This window comes from Marinobacter sp. DSM 26671, assembly GCF_900112835.1.
GTDB lineage: Bacteria > Pseudomonadota > Gammaproteobacteria > Pseudomonadales > Oleiphilaceae > Marinobacter > Marinobacter flavimaris.
Map to the genome: position 1 here is coordinate 88,135 of NZ_FONF01000008.1, position 13,591 is coordinate 101,725.

Here is a 13,591-nt window from a genome sequence, read left to right on the forward strand (position 1 = left end):
ACGACCAGATCAGACCTGGCCCAATAAGTCATGGCTGAACAACGCTAGGCAGAACCCCACCACTGCACCCAGCGGCGGCGCCCAGTGATTGTCAAGCCTGGATTGTGGCGCAATATCCTGAAAAATCAGGTAGAGAATACCGCCTGAAGCGACCAGCATGATTGCGCCCAATACTACAGGGCGCTCGGACAGGAAAAAATATCCGAGCAAGCCGGCCAGCGGTCCGGTAATCACAAGGCAGGCCATGAACACCAGGGTTTTCCCGGAGGTGTAACCGGGCAATCTGGCCAACTCCCGATAGGCATTGAAGCCTTCAGGCAAGTTCTGCATCGCGATTAACACAGCCATGAGTACAGCCGTTTCCGGGCTCACGACTGCCAGTCCGCCCAAAGCAGTTGCTTCAGGAATAAAGTCGAGCATCACGCCCATCAGCTGCGGAGACTCGCGCCGTTTCAAGCCAAGAATGCGCTCAATACCAAAGAAAAGAAGCCCACCGGCAATAATGGCAGGAATCGCCCAGAGAGAGTCGCCCATGCTGGACTGCCCTTCCGGAATCAGGACCACTGAAACCGCACCAAGCAGAATCCCCCCACCTAACGCGATCAGAAAATGGCGGAACTCCTGCTCCAGCCAATTGGGGCGGATCCGTTCGAAGCTGGCGACCAGGCCGCCCAGAGGAATGCAAGCGCCGGCAAGGACGGTCAGGCCAACAATGTAGAGAATGTCCTTGAACATCGGGTATCAGACCTATGGAACGACCGGGGACATTCAGGGCGTGACCGTGACGGGAAGATTCAGGGCCACCAGCAATTGCTCCGCGCCGGGCTCCTGAAGCAGTGTGCAGTCCCGGCTTAGCACCAACTGGACCGCCCTTTCCTGTCGCAGAATCCCGGCCACAACTACCGGATCCGTTGACGGCAGAGACCTTACACGAAGCTCCGATTCCTGAATACCCAAGTCCTGCACGACGCCTTTCAGGTCGTCTGATGGAATAGCAGAATCAGCCCCCAGCATCAGCGTCACGGGCCGATGAGAGTGACGAATCACCTCAGCGGCTGCCTGGACAGCACGGCCGTTGGCCTCCTGGTGATCATTGAGAAACACCACAACCCTGCCCAGAGGTTCGGCCCGACCTTCACACCATAGCAACACCCTGCCCCGGGAACGACGAACAAGGCCTTTTGCCGTGGAGCCCAATCGCGCCCCGGGCGCTGAGGACCAACCAACCCGGCCCATTACCAGAAGGTCCTGGGGGCCGGCGAGCGCCAGTACCTCATCAATCACATGCCCCCGGGCGACACTTAAGGTATGCCTGCCACCGTAAGGCGCTACGGCACCAGCAAGCGCCCGGCGAGCCTCGTTCGCCAACCTTTGCATTCTCTGTTCAACCTCGCCAGCAGTAAACGGTCGACTGATACCGGACGACGCGCCCACCTCGCGGGCAAAACCATAGCCAGCGCTTCGCAACTGGTTCAGTTCCTCAACAAACACGCCCAGCACATCGGCACCTGTATTCGCGGCAATCTCGGCCGCAGCCTGCAAGGCGGCGTAACTCATTTTCGAACCGTCCAAAAGCACCAGAACACGACCGGTTGTAGCGGCAGCATCAGCCTGGGTTGCTCGTGTATCAGTCACGTTCCTTGCCTCCACTGCCGTTCGCATCTCCGTTCTCGTCCCGCTTCTTGCTGGCCTCCGCGAACTTCTCGAGGCGCTCGGCAACCTTGCGGTTGAAGCTGTTCTCTGGAAACTCGCCACTGCTGTCCGGCTCTCCGGCCTCAAGGCCGGTTAAAAGCTCAATCGCCTCATTGATGCGTGAAATCGGATAAATTCGGAACCGGTCTTCGGCGATCGCCTGCCTCACATCGGCTCTCAGCATAAGGTGTTCAACGTTGCTTGCGGGCAGCAGAACGCCCTGCCCGCGAATGTCGCCGGCTTCCTTGCAGACATCGAAAAAGCCCTCGATCTTCTCGTTTACGCCACCCACGGCCTGAACTTCACCATGCTGGTTCATGGAACCTGTCACGGCGAAGGACTGCTTCAGTGGCACCCGGGAAATGGCTGAAAGCAGTACACAGGTTTCTGCCACCGAAGCGGAGTCACCCTCAACACCACCGTAGGATTGCTCAAAGGCCAGACTCGCAGACAGGGAAAGTTCGCCGTCGCCGGCGTATCGGCTCGCAAGAAACCGGGAAAGAATCATCACGGCCTTGCTGTGAATGGGGCCGCCAAGCTTTGCCTCGCGCTCGATATCCACCACCTGCCCCTTGCCCGGGCGGGCAGTGGCGGTAATCCGGGTAGGCTGGCCAAACATGGACGCCCCGAGCCTGAGTACCGAAAGGCCATTCACCTGGGCCACTTCCTCTCCGGCGGTGGCAATCATCACCACCCCCCGGCTGATTTGCTCACGACTTCGTTCCCGGACCCGGCTGGCCCGGTATTCCCGCTCATCAATGGCCTGCTGGAGATGGCTGGCTTCGACAGTCTCGGCGCCTGCCTGGCCGGCCCAGTGGTCTGCCTCACTCAGAATGTCCCGGAGCACCCGGTCGTGGGCAGTCAGTTTGCGCTGGTCCGCTGCCAACCGGCTCGCATGCTCGATCAGCCTGGCCACGGCGCTGCGCTCCAGCGGCCGTATTTTTAGGGCCCGGGCCATGGTGGCGATCATTCGGGCGTAGAGTTCGTAGCATTTATCATTCCGTTCAAGATCGTCCTCAAAGTCTGCCTCTACCTTGAACAGGTCCAGGAAGTCCGGATCATAATGGGACAGCAGGTAATACAGCATCCGGTCCCCGAGCAGAACCACCTTGACCGATACCGGAATCGGCTCCGGTTGCAGACTGACCGTACTCGCCAGGCCATAAAGCCTTTCCAGTGACTCGATACGAATCTCACCCGAAGACAAGATTCGCTTCAGGCTCTCCCAGGCCAATGGCTGGGTCAGCACACGCCGGGCATCAATAATGAGGTAGCCGCCATTGGCCCGGTGCATGGAGCCGCCGCGAATCAGGGTGAAATCCGTATACAGAGTTCCCTGCCGGGCCCGATGTTCGATCTGCCCGGCCAGGTGCTGATGGTTTGGGAGGTCCTCATAGATAACCGGCGCGCCGACTGTCTCGGCATTATCGACCAGCAAATTGACCTTGTACCGGGCCAGCAGACCGGCCGGTGGCCCGTTATCGCTGTCTTGGAAGGCTTCCGCATGCTCCACTACGTCTTCGCGAACGGCATCCAGATAGTCGACAACATGTGGCAGATGCGACCACTTTTCCCTCAATTCCCCGATCGGTCCGCCCAGGGTCAGCTGCACCATCTCTTCATTGAGGGCGTGGACACGCTCTCGCACTTCCTTTCTCATCCTGGGAATCTGCTGAATGGTCTGCTGCAGTTTCTTCTGCAGATCCTCAACCTTGGACTCAATCAATTCTTTCTCGTCATCGGAGAAGTTCTTATATTCCTCAGGGTCAATCACCTCACCATTTCGCTTGGGTGCGAAGGTAAAACCGGCCGGTGTCGTGATCATCGCAATGTTATTGCGAGCAGCCTCCTCCTGAATATCAAAGAGGCCCTGATGCTGGCGCTTCGCCATTTCTTCCTGCAGTTGCTGTAACCGGCCCTGGTATTCCTCGCTTTCGAAAGCAGCCGGAATAGCGGTACCTAGCTCTTCCGCGAGGTCGCTCATATCATTTTTGAACTGACGCCCCTCTCCAGCCGCCAGCTTGATGGCATTGGGTCGGTCTGAAAAACGGAAGTTGTAGACATGGCACCAATCCGAGGGAACTGGCTGAGAGGAAGCGTGCGTGGAGAGAAAGCGCTCAACGAGTTCGTGCTTGCCCGCTCTCGATGGCCCCAGGACAAAGAGATTAAAACCATCCGCCTGAATGCCCGCGCCAAACTCAAGCGCCCTCAGAACCCGATCCTGACCGTAAGGACGCTCAAGGTCCTGAAGGTCATCGGTGGTAACGAAATCCAGTTTTTCTTCCGGGCAACCGTGATAGACCTGGCTTTCGGTCAATGGGGCGGGTAGCGGCATTACAGTCTCCTGATGGTTTCAACGCTGCGATGGAATGCGTCGATTCAATCACACGAGTAATTCGGGGGCTTCGCCCCACATCAGGAAACTATAGATTATGGCGGGCGCCCCGCTCCAACAATCGTCGAATTAGCGCCACTCGAGGGTCTTGGGTTCCGCCACGTGTTCGCAGAACAAATGCCCGACATCCGGCACCGCAAAGCAGCGGTCGCCCCGCTGGGGCTGGCGGGCGTTGAACTCAGTATGGCTGATGCCAACCTCCCACAACTCTTCACACTCCCACCCATCGGGCTTGAGTTCGATCCGCACTTCCGCACCAATCAGGTTGATGGCCTCTATGCGAAATGGCAGGTGGGCCTGATCACTGGCAGCCTGAGTCAGCCGCACCTCGTGGGGCCGCAGATAGAGCTGGGCGTCGTCGTTTTCACAGCCTTCGGGCAAGCGAATCCAGGCGTCGCCCTGGCTCATGACGCCGTCGCGGACCTTGCCGGACAACACATTCACCTGGCCCAGAAATTCGAACACAAAGCGACTGTCCGGGCGGCCATAAAGCTCCAAGGGCGTATCAACCTGTTCAATCCGGCCATTGCTCATCACCACCACCTGGTCGGAGAGCTCCAGGGCCTCCTCCTGATCGTGGGTCACGAAAACACTGGTGAAATGCAGCTCGTCATGGAGGCTGCGCAGCCAGCGGCGAAGGTCTTTTCGCACCTTGGCATCAAGCGCTCCGAAGGGCTCATCCAGCAGAAGAATCTCCGGGCGCATGGCCATGGCCCGCGCCAGGGCGATGCGTTGCTTCTGCCCACCTGAAAGCTGCGCGGGGTAGCGGTCGGCCAGGTGTTCCAGCTGCACCATTTCCAGCAGGTCTTTTACCCGCTTGCGGATCTCGGGCTTGCCGGGACGCTCCTTGCGCGGAAGCACATTGAGGCCAAAGGCCACGTTCTCGGCCACTGTCATGTGACGAAACAACGCATAGTGCTGGAACACAAACCCCACACGCCGGTCCCGCACATGCAGATCGGTCACATCCTTGCCGCTGAACCGGATTCGGCCCTCTTCGGGAGTTTCCAGGCCGGCAATGATCCGCAGCAGCGTGGTCTTGCCCGAACCGGAAGGGCCCAGCAATGCCGTGAGCTGGCCATCCGGAATGGTCAGATTGATGTCATGCAGGGCCTGGAACTTGTCGAAAAACTTGTTGATACCCTGTATCTCGATGCTCATTGGAAACCCTTAGTTACGACTCTGACGCCATTCAACGATGGCCTTTACGACGAGCGTGATCAGCGCAATGCCTGCAAGCAGCGAAGAAGCTGCAAAGGCGCCCACGGTGTTGTAATCCTGGTAAAGCAGCTCTACCTGCAACGGCAGCGTATTGGTCTCGCCCCGGATGTTGCCGGAGACTACCGACACGGCACCGAACTCGCCTACAGCCCGGGCGTTGGTGAGGATCACGCCGTAAAGAAGCGCCCAGCGAATGTTCGGTAGGGTCACGCGTCGGAACAGCTGCCAGCCGGACGCGCCCAGCACCACGCCGGCCTCTTCCTCTTCCCGACCCTGTTGCTGCATCAGCGGAATCAGTTCTCTCGCCACAAACGGACAGGTCACAAACACGGTGACCATCACGATGCCGGGCCAGGAGAACATCAGTTGAATGTCGTATTCACCGAGCCACTGCCCCACCCAGCCATTGCTGCCGTAGAGCAGCAGGAAAAGCAGTCCGGCAACCACTGGAGATACGGCGAACGGAATATCAATCAATGTGGTCAGCAGCTTGCGCCCGGGGAACCGGAAGCGGGTCACCAGCCAGGCCAGGAACACGCCGAACACCATGTTCAACGGTACCGTGAGCAGCGCAACCACGAGCGTCAGGCCAATGGCATGAAGCGTGTACTCGTTGAGAATATTGCTGACGTAACCGGCCCAGCCCTCGGCAAACGCTTGCACAAAAATCAGCACCAGGGGCATGAACAGCAGAAGCACCGTCAGGCCGACGGCGATTCCGATCAGAGTGCGACGAACCAGCGGGCTGTCGCCAACGCGGCGATGTTTACGCGCAGCCATACCCTAACCTCCGTGCAGGCGCTTGAGATAGCGCCCCTGCCAGACGTTGATCGCCAGGAGCAGCAACAGCGATACCGTCATAACCACTGCGGCAATGGCACTGGCCGCCGGAAAATCGTATTCCTCCAGACGAACAAAGATCATCAAACTGATCACTTCACTGATGTAGGGTGAGTTGCCGGCAATAAAAATAACCGCGCCGTATTCCCCAAGGCTGCGGGCAAACGAAAGCGCACCCCCGGTCACCACAGCCGGCCAGAGTGTCGGGAACAGGATCTTCCGAAAGACCGTCATGTCCGAAGCACCCAGGCTCATAGCGGCTTCTTCATCCTCCGGCGCCATTTCCTCCAGTACCGGCTGAACCGTGCGCACCACAAACGGCACACTGGTGAAGGCCATCGCCACCACAATACCCAGCGGTGTGAATGCCACTTCAATACCCAGATCGGCGAGATACTGCCCATACCAGCCGTTCTCGGCAAACAGGGTTGCCAGTGTGATGCCGGCCACGGCGGTTGGCAGCGCGAAAGGCAGATCCATGATTGCATCCAGCAGCCGCTTACCGGGAAACTCGTAACGCACCAGCACCCAGGCCATCAGCAGGCCGAACACGCAGTTGAACAGGGAAGCTGCCAGGGCTGCCAGTGCGGTGACTTTATAGGACGCAACCACCCGCGGATCGGTGATCACAAACCAGAACTGCTCCCACCCCATGCCGGCGGCACGGATAAACAGGCCGCTGATGGGCAGAAGCAGCACCAGGCTGATAAAGAAAAGCGAAATGCCGAGGCTCAGTCCGAACCCCGGCAAAACGCGTTTGGTGGCGGGAGCGCTCAGCCGCTTTGACGGGCGCCCCGAAACGTCAGTGGTGGCCATGAATCAGCTGCGCATCCCTTAGCGGCGACGTTGCAACTGATCCAGTTTGCCGCCACTGGCAAAGTGGGTCTCCATGGCATTTTCCCAGCTGCCGGCGATGTCCTGAATCGGCATCAGCTTCAGTTCGGGGAACTTGTCAGCCACTTCCGCTTTCACGGTTTCGTTGTGCACCCGGTAGTTGAAGCCAGCCAGCATGCGCTGGGCTTCTTCGGAGTAAAGATGCTTCAAGTAGGCCTGGGCCAGTTCTTCCGTGCCCTTCTTCTCGATGTTCTTGTCGATCCAGGTCACCGGGAACTCGGCCAGGAAACTCACTTTCGGGACCACGACCTGGAAGTTCTTGTCCGGGTTCAGGGCCGGGATGTTGTTCACTTCGGATTCGAAGGTCAGCAGCACATCACCCAGGCCCCGCTCCACAAACGTGGTGGTGGCACCACGACCGCCGGAGTCGAATACCTTAACCTGGCCCAGCAGGTCGCTGAGGAAGGCATCAATCTTCTCCTGGTCGTCACCGAACTTGTCCTGGGCAAAACCCAGCGCCGCCAGGTAGGTGTAGCGGCCGTTACCGGAGGTTTTCGGGTTCGGCATGATCAGTTCGACATCTTCGCGGATCAGATCATCCCAGTTCTGGATATTCTTGGGGTTACCCTCGCGCACCAGGAACGCCATGGTGGAATAGTACGGAGAGCTGTTATTTGGCAGGCGTGATGCCCAGTCCTCGGGAATCAGGTTGCCGCGCTCGGCCAGAATGTTTACGTCGGTGACCTGGTTGTAGGTAACCACATCCGCACCCAGCCCCTGCAGGATGGCGCGCGCTTGCTTGGAAGAGCCAGCGTGTGACTGCTGGATATCGACGGTTTCGCCGGTTTTTTCTTTCCAATAGTCCTGGAAAAGAACGTTGTATTCGGCAAACAGCTCGCGGGCAATGTCGTAGGATGAGTTCAGAAGCTCACGCTCCTGGGCAGAAGCCGGCCCTGTTAGCGAGAACGCCAGTGCCAGCGCACTGAACCACAGGCCCTTACGGGCTTTGGAACCGGAAAAAATCGAATTCGGCATAGTCGGCAGAGCTCCCAGTTAACTCGGAATCTTTATATACGCCAGAGGAATAGGTCGGCGTTTTCTTAGAACGCAAAGATAAAGTAGTCACCTAGGAACAACAATACTCCACCTAGATGATTTATAACTCCTTTAATAACTTTGAGCTATATAAATCACCATTGAAAACCCTACCGATGATTTAGCGTCGCTGAGGTGGTGTACAGCGCATCTTCCACTACTATCAAGGTAAGTCAGCGCTAGAGAAGACGTTGCCGTGGGACTGTCGATCAAGACAACAGAGTTTGCGCCGGAAGAGTTTGAACGTTTTGCCGCCAAGGTCAGGACGGATCTCAAGGCACTTACTCGTCTTCTGAACAGGCCCGGCTTTGGCGAAGGCGCAAGCTCCATCGGAGCCGAGGTAGAGTTCTACATCGTAAACCCGGCCCTGCGCGTTCAACCTATCAACACCGAAATCGCCGCCCGCGTTCAGGACCCTCAACTGACGGTTGAGCTTAACCGCTTCAATCTCGAATACAATCTCAGCCCCCAGGCTTTCAAGGGCTCTCCCTTCGCCAGAACAGAGCAGGAGTTGCTCTCTGCGATCCAACGGATCAACCAGCACGCCGCATCACTGGATGGAGAACTGGTGCCGATCGGCATTCTGCCCACGCTTCGCCAGTCTGATATGGGTGCGAAGGCAATGACAGACGAGCCCCGCTATCATGCGTTATCCAAAGCGCTGATCCAGCAACGGGGAGAGCCATTCAGCATCCATATTGGTGGTAACGACGTTATCAATCTGGAAGCTGACGACGTCTATATGGAAGGAGCAAACACGTCCTTCCAGCTTCACTGGCGGGTGCCCGCACACCGTTTTGCCGATTACTTCAATGCGGTCCAACTGGTCACGCCGGTTGTCCTCGCTCTGGCCAGCAATTCACCCAGCCTGTTCGGCCACCACCTGTGGGACGAAACCCGCATTGCCCTGTTCAAGCAATCCATCGACAGCCGATCGCCCAACCATAAAACCTGGCGCCATCCGCCACGGGTATACTACGGCAATGGCTGGACACGCAGCGCCTGGGAACTCTTTGCCGCCTCGGCATCGCTCTATCCGCCCATCATTCCACTGATGTCGGAGGAAGACCCGATGGCGGTGATTGATCGCGGTGATGTGCCGAAACTGGCTGAACTGCGACTGCACCAGGGAACCACCTGGCCCTGGAACCGTGCCATCTACGACCATACCGAAGGCGGCCACCTGCGCATCGAGATTCGCTCAATGCCCGCAGGCCCTACGGCTGCTGATATGTGTGCGAACGGGCTGTTCATAATTGGCGCTGCGCTGGCAGTCCTTGATGATATTCATCATCTGACGTCGATACTTCCCTTCCATTACACGGAACACAACTTCTACCGCGCCGCGAAATATGGCGTTGGCGCAGAAATCATATGGCCACACAAGAATCAGGTTCAGTTGCAGGATACGCCCCTGTTAAACGTGGCCCGGGATCTGCTACCCCGCGCCCGGGACGCACTGGCACAAACAGCCGTGGACGAGTCAGAAATTCACCGCTTGCTGGGAATTATCGAAGGCCGCATTGAAACCGCCATGTCGGGCGCCCGGTGGCAACGCCAAATCACCGAATCCCTGTTCAAATCCCTGAGCCCCGACGAGGCCTTCCAGACCATGCTCTCCCTGTACATGGCCAACCAGAAGACAAATACGCCGCTCCATGAATGGACATTGTCGCCGTGAGTAACTCGAACGTCCTTGATTATTTGAATGATCCCTCGCCCCGGACCCTGGGCCGCTCCGCCCTTGAGTGGTTGGACCAGCTACAAAAGCCCACGATTATTCGTGTTGCCGGTCGTGATCGCTCCCGGACCCGAGCCATGGCAACGCTGCTTCACGGCAATGAGCCTTCAGGTCTGTTTGCCCTTCACAGGTGGCTACTTGAGCAGCATACCCCCGATGTCAACATGCTGTTTCTGCTGGGAGGCGTCTACCCGGCGAAGATCCCACCCATGCTCTCACTGCGCCAGTTGTCGGAAGGACGTGATCTGAACCGGTGTTTCAAAGAGCCGTTTGAGGGAGAAGAAGGTGCGATCGCAAAGGCCATGCTGGCAGAGTTGCACAAAGCGAAACCAGAGTGCCTGCTGGACGTACACAACACCTCAGGCACGGGCCCCTCCTTCGCGGTGACCATCACCAATGATGCGGCCCACCAGGCGTTGACCTCTCTGTTCACAGACCGCCTCATAATGACAGATCTTCGCCTCGGCGCCCTGATGGAATACTCCGAGCAGGAAGTCCCAACGGTAACCATCGAATGTGGTGGGTCCCAAGATGATCAGGCCCATCAATTGGCGTATGAGGGCCTCGTGCGGTATGCCTCAAGGCCAGACGTGTTATCACTCGAAAAGGCGGAGTGGGACGTGGAGGTACTAAGAAATCCGATTCGGGTGGAGCTGGTTCCGGAAGCAACCATAGAATATCTTACTGAACCCTCCGGCCGGGCTGACCTCACTTTGCCACCAGACATCGAACACCGAAATTTCGGGATCGTATCGCCAAATGAGCCGCTGGGATGGATTGGAAAAAAAGGCCTCAGTGTACTCAACGCCATCGGCCATAACCGGACCGAGAACATGGGGCAGGTTTTTCAGGTCAGAGAGGGGCAAATCTTCCCCGCGCAGGCCATCAAAGCCTTTATGATCACCACCAATCCGGTGATTGCGAAGAGTGATTGCCTCTTCTACGCGGTCAAGGCGACTGGTGAGCCCATTTTCTGACAAGAAACAATAAGGCAAGCGACCCTTTCGTCCCTCCAATATGGCATGGACTCGCCCATTAAGCACAAACCGTTCGTTATCTATGGCTGATACGTCTTTATCCTGTGACAATTTCGAACATCAAAGTGAAGCCACGATACGTTTAACTCAACGCTTCCAATCATCTCAAAATCAGGGTCTGTTGAATGGCTCAAAATGTCCTGGCGTACTTCTTCAGCGGCTCGTTCAGCAAAGAGACAGTCTGCCGCACGACCGAAAGTATGTTGGCTGTAGCGTGAGTAAAATGGGCTGTCTTTGGTACGCAGCCCGCTCCACTCTCTTTCTTTGCCCCAGTAGTAGTTGTTAACCGTCATGGGGCCGTATCTCCGCCTCAGACGGTCAAGGGTTATAAGGAGCCGTTCGTCCAACAGTTCCCAGGCTTTCTCTCCCCATTCTTGGAAGACCTTGGGTGGCACCAACTCGTGAATAGCAAAATACTCGCAGCGATACATGGCATTGCTCCTCCCACAAAAATAACGTTCAGGCAGCCAATGGTTTTATGGCTTGAATGTAAGAACCTGCGGAACAATATTTGCCCTTCCCGCACCTCCCTGAAGAGTAAAGGCGGACGCCATCCAGTAGGTTTTACGGCGTGGGTCTGGCTGGATATCGAGGTAGTCTCCCCATGCTCGAGCGTGGGGCTGGTGGCTAGAGGCATCGCCCAGGGCCATCTGCCAGTTTGGCAAAGCATTCGACTCTCTGTCATCCAGCCACCCGACCCCCAGCGTTGGGTGGCGGCCTCCGGCACCGCACACCGCGACTATGCCCACATCGCCCCGTTGGTTCGGGCAAACTGACGGATAAGCCCAGGCCCGGTCCGAATTCCACAGATCGGGCTCATCAATCAGCTCATTCGAACTCTTCCTGATTCTCACCACGCGTACGAAGGGAAAAGGGTGCTGAACATCCGCCGAGGCCACCCAGACGAAACCAAGAACACCGCCTGACTCCCACGCTCCGAGAACGCGATCATCCATGCGATTCATCCATTGACTTGTCGCATCATCAGGTTTTGCGTAAGGGCCGTCGCGCCAATGCCTCACAGCGACGGAAACTTGCGAGACATCCTCTTCGTCGTCAGGCCATCGGAACACCTCGATAGATGGCTGAAAATAGCTCAGGCTGGCAAAGATCGCCGTACTTCCCATGCCACGACAAAAACGGAGAGATCCGAATTCTTCCGTTGACCAGGCTTCCCGGGAGATCGCTTCACGCGCCTTCAATTGATCCAGGGACAGTCGTAACACCACCGCTCTTTGCCAGCGGTCTGTGGTTGTGCTGAAAACGTTGAACGACAGCAAGAGGTGGTTATCTGATTCGGCCAGATCGGGGTAATCCAGCCAGGTCCCCGACCACTGTTCGTCAATGTCCGTCGGAGTTGTATCCCACCAGGTCCATGTACCAGGCGCGCCGGATGAACTGACAGCGACACGAATCAGGTTTCCTTGGGTGGTCTTGGAAAACTGCAGAAGCCAGATCCAGAGCCGTCTGGCAGAGCAGTAGTGAATGAGCTGATCGCAACAGAATCCAGCGCCTGCGGGAGGCAATTCCGTGTAGGGGTCTACAAACACCCAGTTGTCGCCACCGTCGGTGGTTCGGGAACAGAACCAGTTGCCCGTGACGATAATGCGTTTGCCGGAGCATGCAAGAGCAGGTTCCAGGATTGTAGCTGCCTGTCCCCCGGTGTCGCCACTGTTCAACCGCTTGGTATCGACGATAGCTGTCATGGCTTTTTGCCTTTCCGGCCTTTTGAACCCTCATCGATGACGGCCTCAGGCGGTGCCGATGTTTGCTCATCCGGTTCTCCCTCGGCTTCCGGCTCCGGTTGGCTTTCCGATGACGGACGAGAGATTTTTCCGGGCCCCGGCGCCTTTCGACGCGGCGAAATGTTTTGATCTTTCTGATCGAAATCAGGTTTTTCAGCCGGTTGTCCGGAGGCCACCTTTTCGGCTGCGTCTCTTGCAGCTTGCTTTTCAGGCGCCTGGTCAGTCAAAGAATGGTGTTTTCCCACTCCCTTCTTCTCTTTTGGGTCCGCCATTTATGTCACCAGTCGCAAGATATAGCCGCCCATTACGGTCCAGAACAGAACGCTATACCAGCGTTCTCCCAGTTTCCTGTTGATGGTTCTTCCCAGCAAGGTACAACCCGCCATTACCGGTACCAGAATACCTGCCAGAACCAAATGCTCGGTTTGCAGCAAGCCGGACTGACTGAACACCACGGCCTTGGTCGTGTCGCCGACGAGGGACACCAGAGAGGCGGCGCCCACAAAGTAAAAACGCTCAAGCTGCAGGCTGCGAAGTGCAACGCCCTTGAGCGGCCCCGAAGTACCTGAAATACCTGAGGTAGCGCCAGAACAGAACGCTAGCCCAACCCCCCAAGCTTTTTTCGCGCGATGATAGGGCGAAAACTCCCACACGAGGGTGACAACAATCACCAGCGCAACGGCATACCGAATCCATAGCTCTGGCAGTTTAAGCATCAGAGTCGCGCCCAGTGCGGTGCCTAGCATCACTGCAATGATGACGGTGCCGGAGGCCCTCCAGGGCAGCGTTTTCCGGTAAACCGCCACCTTCGCAACGTTGTTGCAGGCCAACAACAAAGCAGCCACAGCGATCCCCTCTTTGGTACCGATGGCCATCATCATGGCGGGCACCAGAATCAGGGAACCGCCGAGGCCCGCTGCAGCGGAGACAATAAACGACGCCGGGATGGCCAGCGCCAGAAGGATCAGAGATATCGCATCAAGTTCCATCG

The 13,591-nt window shown here is 57.3% G+C and carries 12 protein-coding genes; 2 read left to right on the forward strand and 10 right to left on the reverse strand.

Going from position 1 to position 13,591, the window contains the following annotated elements; all coding sequences use genetic code 11:
* Positions 1–9: 9 nt before the first annotated feature.
* From BM035_RS10910 to cysP, 7 genes are all read right to left on the reverse strand, one after another.
* Positions 10–735, reverse strand: coding sequence for a ZIP family metal transporter (locus BM035_RS10910; RefSeq protein ID WP_092031834.1), 726 nt, complete (start codon positions 733–735; stop codon positions 10–12).
* Positions 736–768: 33 nt separating this feature from the next.
* The gene (locus BM035_RS10915) at positions 769–1,635 is read right to left on the reverse strand and encodes a universal stress protein (protein ID WP_254775480.1); all 867 of its coding nucleotides are present in this window, start codon (positions 1,633–1,635) and stop codon (positions 769–771) included.
* The gene (locus tag BM035_RS10920; protein WP_092031840.1) at positions 1,628–4,027 is read right to left on the reverse strand and encodes a Lon protease family protein; all 2,400 of its coding nucleotides are present in this window, start codon (positions 4,025–4,027) and stop codon (positions 1,628–1,630) included. The genes BM035_RS10915 and BM035_RS10920 overlap by 8 nt, the downstream gene beginning before the upstream one ends.
* 129 nt (positions 4,028–4,156) lie before the next feature.
* Positions 4,157–5,248: a sulfate/molybdate ABC transporter ATP-binding protein gene (locus BM035_RS10925; protein ID WP_092031843.1), complete on the reverse strand. Its 1,092-nt coding sequence runs from the start codon at positions 5,246–5,248 to the stop codon at positions 4,157–4,159.
* Between the two features lie 9 nt (positions 5,249–5,257).
* The gene (cysW, locus tag BM035_RS10930; RefSeq protein WP_053114946.1) at positions 5,258–6,088 is read right to left on the reverse strand and encodes a sulfate ABC transporter permease subunit CysW; all 831 of its coding nucleotides are present in this window, start codon (positions 6,086–6,088) and stop codon (positions 5,258–5,260) included.
* A gap of 3 nt (positions 6,089–6,091) precedes the next feature.
* The gene (gene cysT / locus BM035_RS10935; RefSeq protein ID WP_062784811.1) at positions 6,092–6,964 is read right to left on the reverse strand and encodes a sulfate/thiosulfate ABC transporter permease CysT; all 873 of its coding nucleotides are present in this window, start codon (positions 6,962–6,964) and stop codon (positions 6,092–6,094) included.
* 18 nt (positions 6,965–6,982) lie between these two features.
* Positions 6,983–8,017, reverse strand: coding sequence for a thiosulfate ABC transporter substrate-binding protein CysP (gene cysP, locus BM035_RS10940; protein WP_014576774.1), 1,035 nt, complete (start codon positions 8,015–8,017; stop codon positions 6,983–6,985).
* A 256-nt stretch (positions 8,018–8,273) separates the two neighbouring features.
* Here cysP and BM035_RS10945 point away from each other — a divergent pair, with 256 nt between their 5' ends.
* Positions 8,274–9,758, forward strand: coding sequence for a hypothetical protein (locus BM035_RS10945; protein ID WP_008172091.1), 1,485 nt, complete (start codon positions 8,274–8,276; stop codon positions 9,756–9,758).
* Complete coding sequence (locus BM035_RS10950) at positions 9,755–10,795, forward strand: succinylglutamate desuccinylase (RefSeq protein ID WP_241956259.1); 1,041 nt, start codon at positions 9,755–9,757, stop codon at positions 10,793–10,795. The genes BM035_RS10945 and BM035_RS10950 overlap by 4 nt, the downstream gene beginning before the upstream one ends.
* Positions 10,796–10,875: 80 nt before the next feature.
* On the opposite strand, the gene BM035_RS10955 is transcribed toward BM035_RS10950, so the two are convergent.
* The 3 genes from BM035_RS10955 to BM035_RS10970 form a co-directional block, all read right to left on the reverse strand.
* On the reverse strand, positions 10,876–11,286 hold the full coding sequence (locus BM035_RS10955; RefSeq protein WP_008172093.1) for a hypothetical protein: 411 nt from the start codon (positions 11,284–11,286) through the stop codon (positions 10,876–10,878).
* 45 nt (positions 11,287–11,331) lie between these two features.
* On the reverse strand, positions 11,332–12,561 hold the full coding sequence (locus tag BM035_RS10960) for a hypothetical protein (protein WP_008172094.1): 1,230 nt from the start codon (positions 12,559–12,561) through the stop codon (positions 11,332–11,334).
* A gap of 311 nt (positions 12,562–12,872) precedes the next feature.
* Positions 12,873–13,589, reverse strand: coding sequence for a sulfite exporter TauE/SafE family protein (locus tag BM035_RS10970; protein ID WP_092031852.1), 717 nt, complete (start codon positions 13,587–13,589; stop codon positions 12,873–12,875).
* Positions 13,590–13,591 lie beyond the last annotated feature (2 nt).